Source organism: Micromonospora sp. KC207, from assembly GCF_004348615.1.
Lineage (GTDB): Bacteria > Actinomycetota > Actinomycetes > Mycobacteriales > Micromonosporaceae > Micromonospora.
This window is the reverse complement of sequence record NZ_SMKJ01000106.1, coordinates 1-19,849: the sequence shown is the minus strand read 5'-3', so window position 1 is coordinate 19,849 and position 19,849 is coordinate 1. Positions and strand designations below refer to the sequence as shown.

Annotated in this window: 17 protein-coding genes and 4 pseudogenes; 12 read left to right on the top strand and 9 right to left on the bottom strand. The window is 66.9% G+C overall.

The genetic code is table 11. From position 1 onward, the window contains the following. Nucleotides 1-342 precede the first annotated feature (342 nt). The 5 genes from E1258_RS15470 to groL all read right to left on the bottom strand — a co-directional run bounded on the left by E1258_RS15470 (nucleotide 343) and on the right by groL (nucleotide 4,653). Nucleotides 343-906 carry a DUF5994 family protein gene (locus E1258_RS15470; RefSeq protein ID WP_132401296.1) on the bottom strand — a complete coding sequence of 188 codons (564 nt, stop codon included), beginning with the start codon at nucleotides 904-906 and terminating at the stop codon, nucleotides 343-345. 2 nt (nucleotides 907-908) lie between these two features. Next, nucleotides 909-1,976: an acyl-CoA desaturase gene (locus tag E1258_RS15465; RefSeq protein WP_132401294.1), complete on the bottom strand. Its 1,068-nt coding sequence runs from the start codon at nucleotides 1,974-1,976 to the stop codon at nucleotides 909-911. A 684-nt stretch (nucleotides 1,977-2,660) separates the two neighbouring features. Further along, nucleotides 2,661-2,786, bottom strand: a complete 126-nt coding sequence (locus E1258_RS35430; protein WP_256371005.1) for a hypothetical protein — start codon at nucleotides 2,784-2,786, stop codon at nucleotides 2,661-2,663. A 60-nt stretch (nucleotides 2,787-2,846) separates the two neighbouring features. Then, nucleotides 2,847-3,056, bottom strand: coding sequence for a hypothetical protein (locus E1258_RS15455; protein WP_132401291.1), 210 nt, complete (start codon nucleotides 3,054-3,056; stop codon nucleotides 2,847-2,849). A gap of 25 nt (nucleotides 3,057-3,081) precedes the next feature. Then, complete coding sequence (gene groL, locus E1258_RS15450) at nucleotides 3,082-4,653, bottom strand: chaperonin GroEL (protein ID WP_132401288.1); 1,572 nt, start codon at nucleotides 4,651-4,653, stop codon at nucleotides 3,082-3,084. A 713-nt stretch (nucleotides 4,654-5,366) separates the two neighbouring features. Between groL and E1258_RS15445 the strand changes: the two genes are divergently transcribed. Next, a complete protein-coding gene (locus E1258_RS15445; protein ID WP_132401285.1) occupies nucleotides 5,367-5,627 on the top strand; it encodes a hypothetical protein in 261 nt (86 codons plus the stop codon). 98 nt (nucleotides 5,628-5,725) lie between these two features. Here E1258_RS15445 and E1258_RS35590 read toward each other — a convergent pair whose 3' ends face one another. Next, nucleotides 5,726-6,094 carry a DUF309 domain-containing protein gene (locus E1258_RS35590; protein ID WP_132401282.1) on the bottom strand — a complete coding sequence of 123 codons (369 nt, stop codon included), beginning with the start codon at nucleotides 6,092-6,094 and terminating at the stop codon, nucleotides 5,726-5,728. Between the two features lie 83 nt (nucleotides 6,095-6,177). On the opposite strand from E1258_RS35590, the pseudogene E1258_RS15435 reads away from it, so the two are divergent. The 4 genes and pseudogenes from E1258_RS15435 to E1258_RS15420 all read left to right on the top strand — a co-directional run bounded on the left by E1258_RS15435 (nucleotide 6,178) and on the right by E1258_RS15420 (nucleotide 9,667). Further along, nucleotides 6,178-7,588 (top strand): annotated as a pseudogene (locus tag E1258_RS15435) (IS3 family transposase). Nucleotides 7,589-7,646: 58 nt separating this feature from the next. After that, nucleotides 7,647-8,057 carry an RNA polymerase sigma factor gene (locus tag E1258_RS15430; RefSeq protein ID WP_132401279.1) on the top strand — a complete coding sequence of 137 codons (411 nt, stop codon included), beginning with the start codon at nucleotides 7,647-7,649 and terminating at the stop codon, nucleotides 8,055-8,057. Beyond that, nucleotides 8,029-9,263: pseudogene (locus tag E1258_RS15425) on the top strand (IS3 family transposase). Before E1258_RS15430 ends, E1258_RS15425 begins: the two are co-directional and overlap by 29 nt. Before the next feature lie 32 nt (nucleotides 9,264-9,295). Beyond that, nucleotides 9,296-9,667, top strand: coding sequence for a transposase (locus E1258_RS15420; RefSeq protein WP_256371004.1), 372 nt, complete (start codon nucleotides 9,296-9,298; stop codon nucleotides 9,665-9,667). A gap of 296 nt (nucleotides 9,668-9,963) precedes the next feature. Here E1258_RS15420 and E1258_RS15415 read toward each other — a convergent pair whose 3' ends face one another. Further along, on the bottom strand, nucleotides 9,964-10,854 hold the full coding sequence (locus E1258_RS15415) for a LysR family transcriptional regulator (protein WP_132401276.1): 891 nt from the start codon (nucleotides 10,852-10,854) through the stop codon (nucleotides 9,964-9,966). A gap of 198 nt (nucleotides 10,855-11,052) precedes the next feature. Here E1258_RS15415 and E1258_RS15410 point away from each other — a divergent pair, with 198 nt between their 5' ends. From E1258_RS15410 to E1258_RS15385, 6 genes and pseudogenes are all read left to right on the top strand, one after another. Further along, a complete protein-coding gene (locus E1258_RS15410; protein ID WP_243715471.1) occupies nucleotides 11,053-13,122 on the top strand; it encodes an MMPL family transporter in 2,070 nt (689 codons plus the stop codon). Continuing rightward, nucleotides 13,119-13,529, top strand: coding sequence for a hypothetical protein (locus E1258_RS15405; RefSeq protein ID WP_132401273.1), 411 nt, complete (start codon nucleotides 13,119-13,121; stop codon nucleotides 13,527-13,529). Before E1258_RS15410 ends, E1258_RS15405 begins: the two co-directional genes overlap by 4 nt. After that, nucleotides 13,526-15,100: a multicopper oxidase family protein gene (locus E1258_RS15400; protein ID WP_132401270.1), complete on the top strand. Its 1,575-nt coding sequence runs from the start codon at nucleotides 13,526-13,528 to the stop codon at nucleotides 15,098-15,100. The genes E1258_RS15405 and E1258_RS15400 overlap by 4 nt, the downstream gene beginning before the upstream one ends. 153 nt (nucleotides 15,101-15,253) lie before the next feature. Continuing rightward, nucleotides 15,254-15,751, top strand: coding sequence for a hypothetical protein (locus E1258_RS15395; protein WP_207919575.1), 498 nt, complete (start codon nucleotides 15,254-15,256; stop codon nucleotides 15,749-15,751). A gap of 79 nt (nucleotides 15,752-15,830) precedes the next feature. After that, complete coding sequence (locus E1258_RS15390; RefSeq protein ID WP_132401267.1) at nucleotides 15,831-16,376, top strand: GNAT family N-acetyltransferase; 546 nt, start codon at nucleotides 15,831-15,833, stop codon at nucleotides 16,374-16,376. Between the two features lie 206 nt (nucleotides 16,377-16,582). After that, nucleotides 16,583-17,723: pseudogene (locus tag E1258_RS15385) on the top strand (IS3 family transposase). A gap of 225 nt (nucleotides 17,724-17,948) precedes the next feature. Here the strand turns inward: E1258_RS15385 and E1258_RS15380 are convergent. Then, nucleotides 17,949-18,752, bottom strand: a complete 804-nt coding sequence (locus E1258_RS15380) for a TetR/AcrR family transcriptional regulator (RefSeq protein ID WP_132401264.1) — start codon at nucleotides 18,750-18,752, stop codon at nucleotides 17,949-17,951. A 168-nt stretch (nucleotides 18,753-18,920) separates the two neighbouring features. Here E1258_RS15380 and E1258_RS15375 point away from each other — a divergent pair, with 168 nt between their 5' ends. Continuing rightward, nucleotides 18,921-19,379, top strand: coding sequence for a DUF4440 domain-containing protein (locus E1258_RS15375; protein ID WP_132401261.1), 459 nt, complete (start codon nucleotides 18,921-18,923; stop codon nucleotides 19,377-19,379). Nucleotides 19,380-19,528: 149 nt separating this feature from the next. On the opposite strand, the pseudogene E1258_RS34825 reads toward E1258_RS15375, so the two are convergent. After that, nucleotides 19,529-19,618, bottom strand: a pseudogene (locus E1258_RS34825) (IS6 family transposase); the annotation flags it as partial. Nucleotides 19,619-19,849 lie beyond the last annotated feature (231 nt).

The following is a 19,849-nucleotide window of genomic DNA, read 5'->3' as shown; positions in this document are numbered from 1 at the left end:
GGACAGCATGGCGAGGCTCCCGGTCGGGGCTTCGAGTCTTGGTCGACAGCTGTCCTACCTGGAGCCTCGCACCCATCGATCACCGGGCCTGCCACACCCACCCCGAGCTGCAAGATCAGCTTGGAAAAGGCTCGTTGGATTTAGCCGTCTCGAAGGATCGCGCGGTGGCCGTCTCTCATCTACGCAACACGCCCATCACGGGCAAGTCGCACACCACTTCCGTGGACGCAGCCAGCGGTTCCGGTGGGGGTCGTTGCTTCTGGCATGGGACTCGGGCTATCAACGGGCTGCCGACCTTCGGCGCAGGTACGCGACAGTAGCTGCGTGGGACCCCGCCCGCTGTCACTCAACCTGACGGGACTGTACGTTGGTGGGCCGGTGGTGCGGTCGTCTTGTGGCGGTGTTACCGCCCTCGTTGTCCCATACCGCGTACGGGTCGGTGCCCGTTGTCGGCGACGGTGGCGCGGTTCCGGCGGTGAGCATGTCGGGTGCGCGCATGGTATTGGTCGGGTCGGCTGCGGTGGTCATCGCCTGCTCTGCCGCCGTAGCTGTGCTGTCCGGTGGCACGACGAGCAGGTCGAGTTGGTCTCCGCTAACGTTGGTGGCGATCAACAAGGCGGTGTCCAGCGAGGCGAACCAGCCCACCCGGACCACGTCCGTGCCGACTGCGATTTGGCGGAAGCGGCTGTCCCAGACGCCGTTGGTGAGTATCACGTTTCGGATCCGCCCGTAGCGCTCGGACAGGGCCAGGACGAGCCCGGGGAGTTCGGCCACCGGGTCCCAGGAGCGGGGCCACCACCCGCCGTCCAGGATCGCCCGGCTGGCTCGGACAGGGGCGAGTAGCAGTCGAGCTTGCGAGGGCGGTGACGACGGGATCATGGTGGCCCGTTGCGCGGCGGTAAGCATGGTCAGCCTTCCTGTGCGCGGGGTGTGGGGCCGGCGTTTGGGCGTCCGACCTGGTGCAGGTGGCGTAGTACCTGCCGGTACGAGGCGAACAGGCCGGTCTCGGCGTAGCTGACGCCGTGCTCGGCGCAGAACCGGCGGATCAGGTGCTGCGAGCGGCGTAGGTTGGGCCGCGGCATGTTCGGGAACAGGTGGTGCTCGATCTGGTAGTTCAGCCCGCCGAGGAGGAAGTCCACCAGCCGGCCGCCGCGGATGTTGCGGGAGGTGAGCACCTGCCGACGCAGGTAGTCCAAGTCGTCGTCGGCAGTCAGCACGGGCATGCCCTTGTGGTTGGGTGCGAACGAGCAACCCATGTAGAGGCCGAACAGCGCCTGGTGAACTGCGATGAACGCGATCGCCTGCCATGGCGGGAGCACTAGGAACACCACGGCCAGGTAGCCCACGGTGTGCACGGCGAACAACGTGATCTCCAATGCCCGGTAGCCGCGGGATCTGACCGTCGGTCCGGCGAGTGCCCGCACGCTGGCAACGTGCAGGTTCAGCCCTTCGAGCAGCAGCAGCGGGAAGAACATGTACGCCTGTAGCCGCCGCCAGAGCCGGACCGCCCTGCTGTGGAGTGGGGCGTGCCGCTCGGTGAAGACCAGCACACCTGGTTCGATGTCGGGATCGCTGCCGACCTCGTTGGGGTGGGCATGGTGACGGTTGTGCTTGTCGATCCACCACCCGTAGCTCAGCCCGACACCCAGGTTGCCCAACGCCACGCCGAGCAGGTAGTTCGCGCGCCGGGTCCGAAAGATCTGCTTGTGGCCGGCGTCGTGGCCGATGAACGCGACCTGGGTGTACAGCACCGCCAACAACGCGGCGATACCCAGTTGCCACCAGGAGGGACCGATCATCACGAACGCCACCCATGCACCGGCGAACGCCAGCACGGTGACTACGATTTTGAATGTGTAGTAGCCCGATCTCCTGTCCAGTAGGCCAGCGTCCTTGACGCGTTTCAGAAGCTTCCCGTAGTCGCTACCGCGCGCCGCGCTGGTAGGCCGGTCGATGACCGAACCGACGGTTGTCATGATCCTTCCTCCCGGTCATCCACTGGTAGCGCAACGGTTGGCACCTAACGCCACCATCCCTTGTCCATATCGGAACGACGTACCCACGATCCCCGTCCCAACACCTGCCCAGTACCCGCTTGCGGTGACGTAGATCAGATGCCTGTTCGACGGCGCCGAGCCGAACGACGACGTGTCCGAACTGCTGACAGCGAGCAAAGGCTGATCAAGCAGGGCACCGGCCAATGGCCGGTGCCCTCTCGCCACGCGAACTGGCGCATTCTCCTCGAGACGGCTGCGGCGCGAGGTGCTCGCCTGCCAGCCCGTCGGTCTCTGGCACACTAACCAGGTGTTCGGGCACGTGGCGGTCAGTTCGCTGGTGAGGCTGGCTCGGCGTGCCGGGTGTTCGGCACGGGCCGGTGCACCGACCTGGTGCAGGTATGGCAGGGCTGACGCTAGGAGGTGATGAGGCTGGTCTGTTCGCGTAGGCGACGCCGATCTCGGCGCGGTACGCCTGGACGATCGGCTGGGTCTTCACAGGTCGGGGGTCGGGCATGCCGGGAAGAGGTGGTGCTCGATCTGGTAGTTCAGGCCGTCCGACGCCGTGTCGGGTCAGCCAGCCGCCGCGGGCATTTGCCGGCGGCGCGATCCACCGCGGTCGTAGTTCCCTTCGCGGGCGGTCGACCCGGTTGCGCTTCCGTTGACTCAGTGGCCGGTCGGTGGGATCAGTGACGCCGGCTTCGCGCGCTTGGCCTTTTTCGCGGCGCGCTTTTCCTTCAGGCTGCTTGCCTGCTTTTTCCGATCTTCCTTGTGGGCGGACTTGCTGGCCATGAAGGTCTCCTCGTGTTCCGGGCACTGTCTGTCGCCCTGGGCGGGTGGGTGTCGGTCAGCTCACCGGGATTCGACCGTGACGTGGTCGGGCCAGGCATCGGGTGCCAAGGCGTCGACGTTGATGCCGAGGGTTCGCAGCAGCGAGGCATTCGTCGCGGTATCGATGAGCGCGGGTAGCTCCTTCTCGATCCAGTCGGCCCTGCCGTGCAGGTCCCGTGATCGTAGCGTCGCCACCACCACGGTCTTCCTGACGCACGTTGCTTTAGTCATGACGCCTTCCTGCCCTTCTTGTGGGTTAGGGCTTCTCGGCGACAAGGACTTCGGTGGTGAGGAACAGCGCGGCGATCGACGCGGCGTTCTGCAGCGCGGATCGTGTGACCTTGGCCGGTTCGACGATTCCAGCCTTGATCATGTCGACATATCCGCCGGTGTTGGCGTTGAGGCCGTGACCCATCGGGAGCGAGTTGACCTTGTTGGCGACGACGCCGCCTTCGAGGCCGGCATTGGTGGCGATCTGCCTGAGCGGTGCGGTTAGCGCGACCCGTACGATGCTCGCGCCGGTGGCTTCGTCGCCGGTCAGGTCGAGCTTGTCGAAGGCGGTGTTCGCGGCGTTGGCCAGCGCCACCCCGCCTCCGGGTAGCAGCCCTTCCTCGATGGCGGCCTTGGCGTTGCGTACGGCGTCCTCGATGCGGTGTTTGCGCTCCTTCAGCTCCACCTCGGTGGCCGCGCCGACCTTGATCACCGCGATGCCGCCGACGAGTTTGGCGAGCCGCTCCTGCAGCTTTTCCCGGTCGTAGTCGGAGTCGCTGTCGCTGATCTCGGTGCGGAGCTGGGCGGCCCGGTCGGCAATCCGCTCGGCGTCGCCGCCGCCGTCCACGATGGTGGTCTCGTCCTTGGTGACCACGATCCTGCGTGCCCGGCCCAACATGTCCAGATCGACGTTGTCCAGGCTCATGCCGACCGTCTCGCTGATGACCTGGCCACCGCTGAGGATGGCGAGGTCGGCCAGCATGGCCTTGCGCCGGTCACCGAACCCGGGCGCCTTGACCGCCACCGATTTGAAGGTGCCGCGGAGGTTGTTGACAACCAGGGTCGCCAGGGCCTGGCCCTCAACGTTGTCGGCGACTATCGCCAGCGGCTTGCCTGTCTGAATGACCTTCTCCAGAATCGGCTGCAGGTCGTTCAGATTCGAGATCCTGGTGTCGACAATGAGCAGGTACGGATCGTCGAGGAATGCCTCCATCCGTTCGGTATCGGTGATGAAGTAGGGCGAGATGTAGCCCTTGTCGAAGCGCATGCCCTCGGTGAGTTCGAGTTCGAGGCCGAAGGTGTTGCTCTCCTCGACGGTGATGACGCCGTCCGTACCGACCTTGTCCATCGCCTCGGCGATCAGTTCGCCGACCACCGGATCGGCGGCGGAGATCGACGCGGTGGCCGCGATCTGTTCCCTCGTCTCGACGTCCCGTGCTTGATGGCCGAGGGCCTCGGTCACGGCGGCGACGGCCTGCTCGATGCCGCGCTTGAGCGCGATCGGGTTCGCTCCGGCGGCGACGTTTCGCAGTCCTTCGTGGACCAGCGCCTGCGCCAGCACGGTCGCCGTCGTGGTGCCGTCGCCAGCGACGTCATCGGTCTTCTTGGCAACCTCCTTGACCAGTTCGGCGCCCAACTTCTCGTACGGGTCGTCAAGCTCGATCTCCTTGGCGATGCTGACCCCGTCGTTGGTGATCGTGGGCACACCCCACCTCGTGTCCAGCACGACGTTGCGGCCCTTCGGGCCCAGCGTCACCTTCACCGTGTCGGCGAGGACGTTCATGCCCCGCTCCAGGCCACGCCGGGCTTCTTCCCCGAAAACGATCAACTTGGCCATCTGCCTGATCCTCACCATCGTCGTGCTCACATACAGCACCTGGTCGGCCGACTTGTGATGACCGCTGCTACGGTCCCCCTCCGGGGTCCATCCCATTCGGTTAGCACTCGCGCGGGGCGAGTGCTAACCCCAGTGGAACACTTGTTCCCCCACAGCGCAAGCTCACCTCCCGCGACATCCACGGCGGCTGGCTAATCGACGCGGCGCTGGGCGGCCTGAACTACCAGACGGTTCTTCGCCCCGGAGCAGCCGGGCCTTCATCTCATCGAGATGGGCGCATTCGTCAGGATGAGAGGTCTGCCCCTGCCGGTAGCGACTGGCTGCGGCCCCCGGCCGCCGTCGGCGCCGCAACGGCAACACCGGCCAGCACTTCTCGTGGCCGTCTTCGCCGCGGCCGTTCCTGTCTCGGTGCGTACAGCGTCGCCGGCCGTGGTCGGCGGTCGGGGGTGGGTATAGTGGCGGCTGGCCTGACTGGTTGAAACCATCAACGCGCGCCGGGCCGAACAAGCGTACGATGAAGGTATCCCGGAATCGACGACATCCCCGCCTTGAGGTGCCAGCCACACCGGCTTCATCCCACGAAAAGATGTCATGTTCAACGATCTCCATCAGACGCCAAGCGCCCCGGTCGACTCGCCCACCGTGGACGGCAGCCGAGGCCCGCGCACGGCGAAGCGAGGCGCGGCGTCCAGGAGTTTTCGAAGGAGCCGACCGTGGTCGAGAAAGTCGAACTGGTCATGCGATTCCATCCGGTGGGCGGTGAAGATGTCTCGGTGCTGACTACCGATTTCAGTGGGCCGGATCAGGCGCTGGAAACGATTGCCAGGGCGCTGGACGAGCGGCGCAGCCTGGTCCTGACCCACGCGAGGTACAACCGCGAGGCGACCGAGAACGCCTTGATCGTCAACCTTGCCAACGTGGTGTCCGTGCGGGTGGCGACAAACGACAGCGAGACCTCGGGCCAGTATCTGTGAGGCTGGTTCGGCGTGTCCGGCATCCGCAGTGTCAGCCGACGGCGACGACACCACGGTACAGCGGGTCCCGCCGGGTCCAGCGTCCGTGTCCGGGCACGTCAATCGTGCCGGCGTCCCGGCTCAGGTCGAAGGTGTGGGACGAGGTCACCCGGAGTCAGTCCGCCAAAGCCGTCCGTATCGACGCGTGTGGCCAGGGCGCGCGCCCAGACCACGAGCCCAGCCATGTCGAGACCATGCGGCGCGTCATTTGCGTACCCTTCGACGCGGTCTGCGGCGCGGCGTAGCAGTCGCACCGCTCCCACGGCATTGCCCCGCTGGGCGTGCGTGAGGCCAACGGCCAGCTGGGCCAGATCACGCCACAGCTCGCGCTCGGGCTCAGGGGCGGCTTTCCATGCGCTCTCCAACACCTCGTGTGCGTGGAAGGCGCGACCCCTGTCTGTCAGGGTGAGTTGAGGCCAACGGTTCATAGCAAGTCCGTTTGGCAGGGCGAGTTCAGGATCGAGAAGCGTTGAGTACTGCTGTTGATGTCGTGGTGACCCAGGATGGGGTCATGAGTCGCAAGAAGGGTCCGCGTTCGGACGGGCCGTGGGCGCGCCGGTCGTTTACGCCGGGGCAGAAGTTGGACCTGTTGGCCGGGTATGAGCAGGCCGTCGCGGCGGGTGAGGGCGGGGCGTTCCTGCGGCGGGAGGGCTTGTACTCGTCGTTGGTGAGCGAGTGGCGGCGGGCTCGTGACGCTGGGCTGTTGCAGGGCAAGCCGGCTGGGGAGACGGTGGGGCGGCCCAGTGCCGAGCAGGCCGAGATCGCCCGGTTGCGGCGGGAGTTGGAGCGTACGCAGGCGAGGCTGGCGCGGACGGAGACGGCGTTGGTGATCATGGGAAAGCGCGTGAGCTCTTGGAGGAAATCTCCAGAAGCGATCCGGACGGTCCGGACGTGTTCGGGCTCGGCAGGCGTTGATGGACGCCTACCGGGCGTTGACCGGTGCGGGGACTACGACGCGGGACGCGGCCCGGCTGACCGGGGTCGCGCGGGCCAGCGCTGTCCGGGACCGGCTGCGGCCGACACCGGCACGACCTGCGCGGCGCCCGCCGGCGAACGCGCTGAGCCCGGCCGAACGCGACCGGGTCCTGCACGTGCTGAACAAATGCGGAGTTCGTCGACGCCGCCCCGGCACAAATTTATGCGGCGTTGCTGGACCAAGGCGTGTACGTCGGGTCGATCGCCACGATGTACCGGATCCTGGGCGAGCACCGGCAGGTGCGTGAGCGTCGCCGGCTGGCCCGGCATCCGGCCCGCAGGCGTCCGAACTGGTCGCTGACGGCCCGCGGCAGGTCTACAGCTGGGACATCACGAAACTGCCCGGGCCGGCGAAAGGCGTCTACTACGACGCCTACGTGATGATCGACATCTACTCCCGGTACATCGTCGGGGCGCGGGTGCACGCCCGCGAGTCCGGGCCCCTGGCCGAGTCCATGATCCGGGAGGTGTTCGACACCCACGGCGTCCCGCACGTGGTCCACGCCGACCGGGGCACCTCGATGACCTCGAAAGCCGTCGCCGACCTGCTCGAAGACCTGGCCGTGACCCGCTCGCACTCGCGGCCGAAGGTGAGCAACGACAACCCGTACAGCGAGGCCTGGTTCAAGACGTTGAAGTACGCGCCGGTGTTTCCGGACCGGTTCGCGTCCCTCGCCGACGCCCGGGCGTTCATGACCGACTTCGTGACCTGGTACAACCAAGCTCACCGGCACTCCGGGATCGGCTTGCACACCCCCGCCGAGGTCCACCACGGCCGGCATCACCGCGTCCGCGCCGGCCGCGAGGACACCTTGGCCACCGCGCGGGCAGCACATCCCGAACGGTTCAGCACCACCCGGCTCCTACCCAAGATCCTCGATCTGCCCGAACAGGTCTGGATCAACAAGCCCGACCAGGAAGTAGAGCCCGCGCCACAAGCCGCTTAACTCCCGCTGGCCTCAATCCCTTGACACGTTCCGCCCTGCCGAGCCATGCCTGCCACCGGTGTCATCCAAGCAGGCCCGCCTGCTCATGAGATGGTGCCTGGATTGCGGGGCCATCCAATCAAAAGCGGACAACTGCCAGGCATGCGGCGGCTGGTACGAGACCGGCCCGCTCTTCTTCGAGGACCTCTACGATGCCTACGCCCGACCGCTGCGGCGGTTCGTCCGCCGCCTGGCAGCCGACCGGGGGATCCCTGAGTCCCTGGTAGACACCGAGGGCGTCGTCCACGACACGTTCGTCATCCTGCTGTCCGGCTCCAGCCAGCCAATCCGCAACCCTGGCGCGTGGCTGTTCACCGTGGCCCGCAACCGGCTCAGCAAGGCGGCAGCGTGTCCCGCACCGGGTTTGATGGAGGCATCGAAACCTGGGAGGAACACCAGCGATGCCCGCACCGAAGAAGTACCCCGATGAGCTGCGTGAGCGTGCGACCCGGTTGGTCCTTGAGGCCCGCCGGGATCCGGCTGGCGCGGTCGGCGCGATCCGGCGGATCGCCGACCAGCTCGGAGTCCATCCGGAGGCGTTGCGGACCTGGGTGAAGCAGGCCGAGACTGACGCCGGCCAGCGTCTGGGTACCACCAGCAGCGACGCCGAACGCCTTGCCGCCCTGGAACGGGGGGTGCGTGAGCTGCGCCGGGCGAACCAGATTTTGCGCTCCGCGGCGTCTTTCTTCGCGGCGGAGTTGGACCGTCCGTCGCGATGAGGGTCGACTTCGTCGACTCCCAGAAGGCCGAACACGGTGTCCAGCCGGTCCTGCGGGCGCTCGAAGGCACTCCGGCACAGATCGCACCGTCGACCTACTACGCCGCCAAGACCCGCCCCGCCAGCGCACGATCGAGGCGCGATGAAGAGCTGACCGCGATGATCGAGCAGATCCACGCGGCCAACTACGGCGTCTACGGGGCCCGCAAGATCTGGCACGAGCTGCGCCGGCGTGGCATGCCGGTGGCCCGGTGCACCGTCGAGCGGCTGATGCGCCAGGCCGGGCTACGCGGGCTGCTGCGCGACAAGTCACCGCGTACGACCCGGCCGGCGGCTGAGACCGGCCGCCCGGGTGACCTGGTCAAACGCGACTTCACCGCAGAACAACCGAACCAGCTGTGGGTCGCCGACCTGACCTACGTGCGCACCGCCGTGGGCTGGGTGTACGCCGCGTTCGTCCTCGACGTGTTCTCCCGCATGATCGTCGGCTGGCAGGTGTCCACGTCGCTCTACACGGATCTGGCTCTCGACGCGCTGAAGATGGCGATCTGGCGCCGCGAGAGTCAGGGCGCTGACCTGCGTAAACTGGTCCATCACTCGGACCGAAGAGTCCAGTATCGAGCGATTCGCTACAGCCAGCGGCTCGCCGAGGCTGGCGCTGTCGCCTCGGTCGGGTCCAAGGGCGACTCGTACGACAACGCGATGGCCGAAGCGTTCAACTCGCTCTACAAGGCCGAACTCGTCCGCAACCGAGGTCCGTGGCGCGGGCTCGACGACCTGGAGATAGCCACCGTCGAGTACATCGACTGGTACAACAACCGCCGCCTGCACGGCGAACTCGGACACGTCGCGCCCGCCGAGCACGAGGCGCTACACGCGATGACCCACCCGGTCACCGCATCCCTGAGAACCAGCTAACCAACTCTCCATCAAACCCGGGGCTTGACACCTTGTGGAGCGCCCGGTGCCGTAAAAGTGGCACGCCGGGTGCGGGAAGCGGCCCGAAGAAACGGACCGGTCGAAAGACCAGCACCGCGCTTCGGGCCGACTTTCACACCCACGTCAGCGTCGCCATGCGGGCCTTGATCGCCGCCCGAGATTGGCTGACCGTGATCCGCCTACCGGCCTACGCCCCAGACCTCAACCCCACCGAGGCCGTGTGGTCCCACCTGAAACGCAGCATCGGCAACCTCGCCGTCCGAGGCGTCGACCACCTACTCGCGATCATCAAGAACCGACTCAAGCGCATCCAATACCGACCCGACTTGCTCCACAGCTTCCTGACCCACACCGGCCTGACCCTCGAACCCGACTCAACCTGACCTATCAAGATCTGTAGCCTGCGCTGAGTCCTGTTTGAGGAAGTGGTTTGGGTGAGGGCGCGGAGCTAGGTGTTGATGGCAGGGATGTGCAGGGTTGGCGTCGTCGCCGAGGCTGCCGGAGTAGCCGCTGGTGCAGGTGTGGCTGGCGCCGGCCCCTCCGACCTGTCGCTGTCCACCAGCCGGCTGGCCGGGCGTACACGTTGGCTGCCGAGAGCTTGGAACGGTTCCTGCTCAACCACAGTCTGCGTGGTTTCCTGTGCGTCGCCGAGCGGCAGGGCAGGCGATCGGGCGGAGGACTACGATGTCGAGTTCAGGCGGCGGAAGTAGTCGCTCGCGAAGTCGGTCAATCGCTGGGCGGCGGCGGAGAAGTAGGTGTCCGCGCGCCAGACCATGGTTAGGACGCGGTGGCAGTCCGGGACGTCCAGGTGCATCCAGGCGCCGGGGAGGTGGGTGCTGGTGCTGCGGGCGAACGCGGGCACCAATCCGACGCCGAGGCCTGCGCTGATCAGGTAGCCAGTGGCGCCGGGCTCGTCGCTCTCGCAGACGTACTCGGGGCGTAGTCCCGCCTCGGCGAACAGTCGGTCGGTCAGTTCGCGTGGCCAGTAGCCAGGGCGGGTGGTGACGAACGGTTCGCCCGCGACCTCCTCCAGCCGCACGCGTTCCCGCCCAGCGAGCCGATGCCGCTCCGGCACCGCGAGCAATGCCTCTTCGCGCAGCAGCTCCCGCGTTCGCAGGTCCGGTCCGGGTAGTGGCTGGGAGGCGAAGCAGAGGTCGACCTCGCCGGTGTGCAGTTGTATCGCCATGGTCGATGCGGACGACTGGTAGAGACGGATGTCGACGCCTGGATGTTGGGCACGGAACTCGGTGATCAGTTCGGTGATGGTGAGGAGGGTTTCCGCGGCGATGGCGATGTTGCCGTGGTCGAGGCCGGCGGCGTCGGTGATCTCGCGGCGGGCGTCGTCGAGCTCACGCAGCCCTCGGTCGACGCGGCGGAGGAACCCGGCGCCGAACCGGTTGAGCCGCAGCCCGCGCCCGACCCGGTCGAACAGCGGCACGCCGAGATCGGCCTCTAGCCGGGCGATGGCGCGGCTGAGCGAGGGCTGCGCGACGCGCAGTTCGGCGGCGGCCTGGCTGAGGTGCTCGCGGCGGGCGACCGCTTGGAAGTAGCGGAGCTGCAGCAGGTCCATTCATAGCCTCTTGGTTATCAATATATACGGATTTTGGTCTTGGACAGCATATGACGTGGTCCGTGACGCTGTGACGGTTGACGATCCGCCTGGAAAGAGACCATGACAATCGCTGAGGCCACCAACGCCGACCCGCTCCTGCGGCAAGGAGTGTTCGTCCGCATCGCAAGCTTCGCTCACCGCCGGAGGTGGCTCGTCTTGACCCTGTGGGTCGCTGTCCTGGCCGGCGTCTGGACCACCGCTTCGGTCACGGGCGATGATTATCGCAACAGCTCCGCGCTGCCCGGCACCGAATCGCAGCAGGCGGCCGACCTGCTGGCGGAGCACGGCGCCGCCTATGCCGGGGACACCGTCGAGATAGTCCTGCACCATGACGGCGGCCTACGCGAGCCGGGCGTCGAGCAGCGTGTGAGCGAGATGCTCCACGACGTCGCCGGGCTCTCCGAGGTAGGTCAGGTCCTCAGCCCGTACGACCGCGTCGGCGCCGTCTCGGGGGACGGCACGATCGGCTACGCGACAGTGCTGCTTGACCGCTCCGTGGATGCCATGCCGACAGCCGACCCCCGGCGCATCCTCGACACTGCGCAGAAGGTCGAGGGCGACGGGCTCCAGGTCGAGCTGGGAGGTGACGCGGCCCGGCAGCTGGCCGAGGGCGGGACCGGTGCCGCGGAGGGAGCGGGCCTGCTGGCCGCGCTGGTCATCCTGGTCCTGATGTTCGGCACGGTCGTCGCGGCCGGACTGCCCATCATCATCGCCCTGTTCGCCGTCGGGTCCACCGTGGGCGTCATCGTCCTGGCGTCGCACGTCTTCACGATCGCCGAGTGGTCGCCGCAGATGATGGTTCTCGTCGGCCTCGGTGTCGGCATCGACTACGCGCTGCTGATCTTCGCCCGTTTTCGCGCCGAGTTGGTGCGCGGCGCGGATCCGGAGGCAGCCACGGTGGCCGCGATGGACGCCGCGGGCCGTTCGGTGTTCTTCGCTGGCTGCACCGTCATCCTGGCGCTGCTCGGGCTCGTCGCTCTCGGTCTCGGCGCGCTGCAGGGCATGGCGCTGTCCGCCGCACTGACCGTGCTGGCGACCATGCTCGCCGCCCTGACCCTGTTGCCGGCGCTGCTCGGTGTCTTCGGCCGCCGCTTCGCCCGCCAGTTCACCCGCCATGCTGAGCGGCGGAAGGCCGATGGCAAGGCCGACGACGGCGCCGGCTGGCGACGGCTCGGGGCCGCGATCCAGCGGCGTCCGCTGGCCGCGCTGCTGGCGGGGACGGTGCTTGTCGGCGCACTCGCCTCCGCGGCGTTGGGGATGCGGCTCGGGTTCTCCGACGCCGGTAGCGACCCGACCGACACTACCAGCAGAGCGGCCTACGACCTGCTCTCCAAGGGCTTCGGCCCGGGGTTCAACGGCCCACTGCTGGTGGTGGCCGACGGCGGGTCGGGGGGCGCCCAGCAGGCCGCAGTCGACGCGGTCGGGACGCTGCGCGACACCCTCGGCGTCCAGACCGTCGCGGACCCGACCCCGACACCGGACGGCGGGGCCGCCACCATCCTCGTCTTCCCCGCTTCCTCGCCGCAGGACGAGAAGACCTCCGAGCTCGTCAGTACCCTACGCGAGGACGTGCTGCCGCAGCTAGCGGCGGAGAATGGCGCGCGGTACCTGGTCGGCGGGGCCACGGCCGCGGCAAAGGACTACTCCAGCACGGTCGGCGACCGGATGCCGCTGTTCATCGCCATCGTCGTCGGCCTGTCGGTTCTCCTGCTGATGGCGGTGTTCCGCTCGGTGCTCATCCCGCTAAAGGCCGCGCTGCTGAACCTGATCAGCATCGGCGCCGCACTCGGCGCGATGAAGCTCGTGTACCAGGACGGCCTGTTCGGCATCGAAGGCGGTCCGATCGAGGCGTACCTGCCAGTGCTGATCTTCGCCATCGTGTTCGGGCTCTCCATAGACTACGAGGTCTTCCTGATCTCCCGGATGCACGAGGAATGGGCGCGCTCCGGGCATAAGAATCCGTCCTACGCCGTACGGGAGGGACTGGCCCACACCGGCTCGGTGATCACCGCAGCGGGCGCAATCATGATCGTGATCTTCGCCGCCTTCGTACTCAGCCCGAACCGGCTGCTCCAGCAGACCGGCTTCGGCATGGCGGTGGCGATCTTCGTCGACGCAGCGATCATCCGCTGCCTGATCGTGCCGGCGGCGATGCAGCTGATGGGCCCCCACGCCTGGTGGCTGCCCGCGCCGCTGGCTCGACTTCTGCCGAAAGTGGCGCTATGAGCAGCACAGACGAGGCTAGGAAAGCATCGCCGCTGCTGCGTGGACGCACGATGCTGGGGGTGGTGCGCGGGTTCGTCGCCGTGCAGACTGTCATGATCTTCGCCCAGCCGGTGTTCGCCGGTCGCTACCTGACCGGTGACTACGACATGCTGGCGCTGCACCGGCTCGGCGCGGACCTGATCACCTACCTCGGGTTGGCCCAACTGGTGGTGTCGGCGCTGCTCTGGTGGCGCGGTGGGATGCGCTGGCCGTTCTGGGCGAGTCTGCTGCTGTTCTTCGGCGAGTCCGGGCAGTACTTCGCAGGCGTAGCCGGTGCGCTGGATCTCCATGTCCCGCTGGGTGTCGCGCTGGCCATGTTCGCGTCGATCATGCTGGTCGCGATCTGGCGAACTGGAATAACGCGATGAGCGGGCTGTCCCGGCGTCGGTTCCTCGGCCTGACCGGCGGCGCGGGCGCGCTGGCCGTCGCCGGGCTTGCCGGGCCACGGCTGTTCGGGTCTGCCGCAACCACCGGGGAACTGCTTACCAGCAAGGTGCCGCTACCCACGCCGTTCCAGGTCCCGCTGCCGATCCCGGCCGTGCTGGCGCCGGTCGCGCGGGACGCGGACGCCGACCGGTACGAGATCGTCCAGCGGCAGGCCACGACGGAAATCCTGCCGGGGCTATGCACGCCGATCTGGGGCTACCAGGGCACTTTCCCCGGGCCGACCATCGAATCCCGCAGCGGCCGGACGGCGATCATCCGCCACCGCAACGAACTCCCGGTGCCGACCGTGGTCCACCTGCACGGCGGTCGCACGCCGCCGGAGTCCGACGGCTACGCCACCGATCTGGTGCTGCCCGCCGCCGGAACCCACCCGACGCATTCGCACGGCGGACACGCAAGCATGCACGATCCGGCCGCGATCATCAGCCAGGGCGAGCGCGATTACGTGTACCCGTTGCGGCAGAACGCGTCCACGCTCTGGTACCACGATCACCGGATGGACTTCACCGGGCCGGCCGTCTACCGCGGCCTGACTGGTTTCCACCTGGTCCGAGACAACGAGGAGGACGCGCTGCCGCTGCCGCACGGCGAACGCGAACTGCCGTTGATGATCACCGACCGGGCCTTCGCCGCGGACGGTTCCATGCGCTACCCGTCCATCGACCCGTCGCTGAACACGGTGCCCGGCGTTGAAGAGCCCTACGTCGAAGGAGTGCTCGGTGACGTGATCCTGGTCAACGGCGCGCCATGGCCGGTGGCCGAGGTGTCCGCGACCAGGCACCGGCTGCGGGTGCTCAACGCCTCCAACGCCCGCCGCTACGACCTCGCACTTGACCCGCCGCCGCCCGGTGGCCAGGCGTTCACGCAGATCGGCTCGGACCAGGGCCTGCTCGACGCGCCGCGCGTGCACGACCACCTGCCGATCGCCCCGGCAGAACGGTACGACCTGGTCGTCGACTTCGGCGCCTACCCGGTCGGCACCGAGGTCGTCCTGGTCAACCGCCTCGGCACCGACAGCACCGCACATGTGATGCGGTTCCGCGTCACCCGGCGCGCCACCGAGGACAGCCACATCCCGGACCGGCTCGCCGACATCGAACCACTCGACCGCGCACAGGCGACCGTGACCAGGGAGTTCTCCTTCCGTGCCGGGCGCATCGGCGACCGGCACGGCTGGACCATCGACGGCCAGCCCTACTCACCGACCCGGATCGAGGCCCGCCCCCGGCTCGGCGACGTGGAGATCTGGCGCTTCGTCGCGGACCTGCATCACCCCATACACCTACACCTGGTGCACTTCCACGTCCTCGCCCGCGGCGGCCACGAACCCGGACCCTACGACGTGGGCCGCAAGGACACAATCGACCTGCGCCCCGGCGAAGCGGTGGAGGTCATCACCAGGTTCGACGGCTACCGCGGCCGGTACATGTTCCACTGCCACAACATCGAACACGAGGACATGGGCATGATGGCAAACTTCGAAGTCATCTGAGCTACGCCCGCCCCCGCCTACGGGCAGCGGTGGACACGCCCTATCACCAAAGTATTTTCGCCTGTCGGCGCTCGATCTGCGTCCGCGACAGCATATTAATCATGATTTGTGGGCGGATGGTCCGTCCCCGGAATTGAAACACAAGGAATCAGCATGCAAAACAACAGCACGCGCGCCAAGGCAACGTTCATGAAGTTCATCGCCGTGCCGCTCATCGCCATCGCAGTCGGCGGCTGCAACGCAGGCACGAGTGAGACGGGGACGCAGGAAGGCGATCAGGTCGAAGTCCTCGAACTCAAGGTCGAGAACGATCAGTACGCGGCTCTCGATCTCGGCCGGGCGGGGGTGAGCGTGGGTGACATGGATGTCTACTCCGGCAACGCGATAAGGGACGGACGCAAAGTCGGACACGGGGGCGGCTCGTGCCAGGTCGTACATATCGATGGCGGAAATATTACTATGCAGTGCTTGATCACGATGCAACTCACGCAGGGCTCCGTAACCATGCAGGCCCTCTGGGTAAGAGGCGCAAGTCCGCTCGACATGGGTGTCACCGGCGGTACGGGCGCCTACCGTAATGCGCGGGGCACGGTTCGCTTTTGGGACATCGCAACCCCGAACGAGCGGGCGCGCGCGGAGATTATCCATTGATGCAGATCTTGAAAGACATTCCAGGTTCCGTGCCGGGGCCGCCTTGCAGCGGCGAAGGTGCGCCATCGAGAATGATCTCGTGATCACCTTGGAGACCGACCGGCTGACCCTCCGCGGCTGGCGGGAGGGCGACCTCGACCCTCTCGCGGCCATCAACGCCGACCCGGAGGTGATGCGCTACATCAGAGACGGCTCAGTGCGCGATCGCCGGCAGAGCGCTGAAGGCTTGCAGAAGATGATCGCGAACTGGGAGGAGATCGGATTCGGCCTGTTCGCCGTCGAGGTTCGTGAGACCGGCGTACTGATCGGATGGGCAGGATTCGCGGTGCCCGATTTTCTGCCGGAGGTGTTGCCGGCCGTGGAGATCGGGTGGCGGCTAGATCGAAGGTTCTGGGGACATGGGTACGCCACAGAGGCGGCCACGGCAGCCATGCGGTTCGGCTTCCTCGACCGTGGCATGGACCGCATCATCAGCATTCGCCAACTCGAGAACGTCAGGTCGGCACGGGTCATGGAGAAGTTGGGCCTTTCACGCCAATTCGACACCGTTGTGCCGGAGAACCATCGACGCGTCGCCGTCCATGCAATCACCCGCGGCCAGCACCAAGCCCGCTTCCGCGGCTGACTGTCCGGCACGGCAGGCATTCGCTCTTCGGCTACTTGTTTCATTGACCTGCGACCGTGGCCCGGCCAGGCTTCGGTCGAGGCGCCCGGGCTGTCGCTCTCTCATCGGCTGCCCACGCTGGTCGTGTGGCTCTCATCTGATGTTCCCCGGGTTTGGTGGAGTCGGGTTGGTTGACTCGTCAGGCTCGTCGCTCGTTGAGGAGAGACGTGCCGAGGAGATATCCACCCGAGTTTCGTCGCAAGGTCCTCGATCTGCTCAAGGCCGGCCGATCTGTCGCGGAGCTGGTCCGGGACTTGGAGATCAGCGATCAGACGATCTACAACTGGCGCCGCCAGGAGCTGATCGACACCGGCCAGATGCCGGGTGTCACCTCTGCCGACCAGGCAGAGCTGGTCGCGGCTCGACGGCGTATCGCCGAGTTGGAGACCGAGTTGGCCGTGCATCGCCGCGCGGCAGAACTGCTCAAGGAGGTGGTGCCCCCAAAAGACCGGTACGCGGTCATCCACCAGATGGCCGCTGAGGGACTCCCCGTCGAGATCTGCTGCCGCGTGCTCGTGGTCTCGGCGTCGGGTACTACGCCTGGCGCAACCGACCACCATCGCAGCGGGCGCTGCGTCACGCGTGGTTGACCGAACAGATCCGCGCGGTGCATGCGGCATGTCGCGGCACGTACGGTTCTCGCCGGGTGCACGCCGAACTGAGGATGGGCCGCGGACTCGTCGTGGGCTATCACGCGGTGAAGATGCTGATGCGCCGTGCCGGCATCCACGGCCTGCCCGGTAGTCGCCGTCCCCGGCCGAAGCACCAGACGCCGACTGCCAGTGATCTGGTCAACCGCGACTTCGCCAGATCGTCGCCGAACCAGTTGTGGGTCACCGACATCACCGAGCACCCGACCCGCGAGGGCAAGGTGTACTGCGCGGCCGTGCTGGACACCTTCTCCCGCAAAGTCGTCGGCTGGTCCATCGACGCCACGCAGACAGCCACGCTGGTGACCAACGCCCTGAGCATGGCCATCAGCAACCGCCAACCGTCCGGCACCGTGATCCACTCGACCACGGAGTGCAGTTCACCTCATGGGCCTTCACCCGCCGAGTCCAGGAAGCCGGCCTGGCGCCCTCAATGGGATCCATCGGTGACTGCTACGGCATGATCGAGTAGTTCTGGGGCCGGGTGCAGACCGAACTACTCAACCGCCGGAAGTGGCGCACCCGCATCGAACTGGCCAACGCGATCTTCGAGTACCTGGAGATCTTCCACAACCGACAACGCCGCCACAGCTCACTGGGCATGCTCACCCCGATCGAGTATGAAAGGCTCCACCCGATCGCCCTATCCGTAGCCTGACGCCAACCAACACGGCTCCGAAAAACCCGGGAAGCATCAAACTCTCCATCAAACCCGGGGCTTGACAGTCCGTCAAACCGGGTCAAGCCCCGGGGGTGCTGTGTCCCTATCAGCGCGGTCCGCCGACGCCACCCGGCCCGGCGACAACACCCCCGGATCATCTATACGACTGGGGCAGTAAGTCATACCGGGCCGGGCGACCGAGAAGTCCCCGCGGCGGCTCGGTCAGACCGCCGGTGGCTGTTGGGAAGCCACTATGGCGCTCAGATCGTTCGGTACGAGGCCGGCCAGGCCATCCAGCACGCGGGCAAGCCCGAATGTGTAGGCGTGGTCGGCGTCGTAGGCGGCGGCATGGGCCGCGCCGGCGGCTGAACCGATCCGCACGGCGGTGGGGTAGGCCTCCGGGTCGAACACCCGGGCGAGGAGGGGTTCGTTGGCCGCCCACCACTGCTCGTCGTTCATGGCGGTGTCCCGCTGGGACGCTCGGGCGGTGAGCGCGGCGCGGGAGGCGGCCTGCACGAATGTAAGCAGGTAGGCCAGGGCGTCGTCGGTGGTGACATCGTCAAGGTTGAGGCCGGCGAACGCGCGGAGTTCGTATTCGTATTTGGCCATGAGTCCGGGTCCGAGCGGCGGCCGGGCGGTCGACACCTCGACCAGCCATGGGTGGGCTTTGAAGAGCGCGCGGTTTTGCTGCGCGATGGCGGTCAGCCGGGCCCGCCAGACTTTCTGGTCGAGTGCCGGGCGGGGCATCCGCAGGTAGACGGTGTCGACCATGAGGTCGAGCAGTTCGGCTTTGCCGGGCACATAGGTGTACAGGGACATCGGCGCGACGCCGAGGGCCTTGGCGACGCTGCGCATCGACACGCCGTCGAGCCCGACCTGGTCGGCGAGCTCGACGGCCAGGTCCACGATCCGGTCTACCGTCAGCCCTTGCTTCGGTCCCCGGCTTGATCGGCCGAATCCAGGCTCGCGCCAGAGTAGGGCCAGTGTGTGGGCTGGGTCACCCTCTCCGCTGCGATATCCGGGCATGTGTGCCTCGCCTTCGTGGCCAATGCTGTGCACCGTACGGAGTACGCCGTACAAAGTTACGGCTTGAGGAGTATCGCACGCGAGCCGGTTGAAAATCCGTACGTCGTACGGTGTACTGTGTACGGAGTTGAGGCATCAGCCGCCCCTGCCCTCCGATCGAGGAGTCACATGACCGCCCAAAGCCCACTCGGCACGACCCAGTTCAGCCCCACGGCCGCCGACGCGGAGAGCCTGTTGGCCTGGTTCGACCGGTACGACGGCCATGTCCGCCGGAACGACACCGAGGCCATGGCCGACATGGCGCTCTTTCCTCTGGTGGTGATGACCAACGATTCCGCAGGGGAGTGCGTCACCCAGGAATGGGACCGGGCCACCTTCCTCCAGGCGATGGACATGAGCGCCGGCGGCTCGGACCCGGCGTCCATGCAATTCGACAACCATCGCCAGCCGGTCTTCCTCAACCGTGACATCGCCGTGGTGATCACCGACTCGACGGTGACCGTGGGTGGCGACACCCAATACATGCGCTACGTCGACGTCATGGCCAAAGCCGGCGGCGAGTGGCGGTTCAAGAGCATGATTCAAGCCGGTTGGGGTGACATGCTGAAGCAGTACCTGGGCGCGTGAGCCGAGGGGTGATGCCGGCCCCTACGTGGTCAAAGTCGTCCGTTCGTAGAATCTCGACAGATTTACCACGGTCCGTGCCAGTACAGACCGTAGGGCGCTGTTGCGTTGGCGGATCGGTGGGCACGCCGAGCCGCGTCAGCGGACACCGGTCAGATCGCTCGGGCCAGTTCGGTGAACGCCGCAGCCACCCGGGTCGCGGGTGACGCGCTGATGGCGAGTTCGTAGTGTCCGCGTCTGACTGGACGTTTGCTTCACCTTCGTGCCAGTAGTGGCTGATTCGCCACTCGACCTCGGCAGCATGAGATGTCCGGCTCTCCCCAGAAAGAGCGCATCTCGTGGACGCGAACCCGACCGGAATCAGAGCATTTCACCCCGGGATCGTGTCTGGTTCACTTTCACCCCGGCATCGACGGACATCACGTCCGCCGAGCCGATGCCCCAACGACATACGCCTTCACCATGACCGAACG

What these genes read in the sequence shown, in the direction of transcription:
- groL (WP_132401288.1), bottom strand. Translation starts at nt 4,653, where the DNA reads ATGGCCAAGTTGATCGTTTTCGGGGAAGAAGCCCGGCGTGGCCTGGAG.
- E1258_RS35430 (WP_256371005.1), bottom strand. Translation starts at nt 2,786, where the DNA reads ATGGCCAGCAAGTCCGCCCACAAGGAAGATCGGAAAAAGCAGGCAAGC.
- E1258_RS15465 (WP_132401294.1), bottom strand. Translation starts at nt 1,976, where the DNA reads ATGACAACCGTCGGTTCGGTCATCGACCGGCCTACCAGCGCGGCGCGC.
- E1258_RS15455 (WP_132401291.1), bottom strand. Translation starts at nt 3,056, where the DNA reads ATGACTAAAGCAACGTGCGTCAGGAAGACCGTGGTGGTGGCGACGCTA.
- E1258_RS15395 (WP_207919575.1), top strand. Translation starts at nt 15,254, where the DNA reads ATGCAAAACAACAGCACGCGCGCCAAGGCAACGTTCATGAAGTTCATC.
- E1258_RS15380 (WP_132401264.1), bottom strand. Translation starts at nt 18,752, where the DNA reads ATGCCCGGATATCGCAGCGGAGAGGGTGACCCAGCCCACACACTGGCC.
- E1258_RS15400 (WP_132401270.1), top strand. Translation starts at nt 13,526, where the DNA reads ATGAGCGGGCTGTCCCGGCGTCGGTTCCTCGGCCTGACCGGCGGCGCG.
- E1258_RS15405 (WP_132401273.1), top strand. Translation starts at nt 13,119, where the DNA reads ATGAGCAGCACAGACGAGGCTAGGAAAGCATCGCCGCTGCTGCGTGGA.
- E1258_RS15470 (WP_132401296.1), bottom strand. Translation starts at nt 906, where the DNA reads ATGCTTACCGCCGCGCAACGGGCCACCATGATCCCGTCGTCACCGCCC.
- E1258_RS15375 (WP_132401261.1), top strand. Translation starts at nt 18,921, where the DNA reads ATGACCGCCCAAAGCCCACTCGGCACGACCCAGTTCAGCCCCACGGCC.
- E1258_RS15415 (WP_132401276.1), bottom strand. Translation starts at nt 10,854, where the DNA reads ATGGACCTGCTGCAGCTCCGCTACTTCCAAGCGGTCGCCCGCCGCGAG.
- E1258_RS35590 (WP_132401282.1), bottom strand. Translation starts at nt 6,094, where the DNA reads ATGAACCGTTGGCCTCAACTCACCCTGACAGACAGGGGTCGCGCCTTC.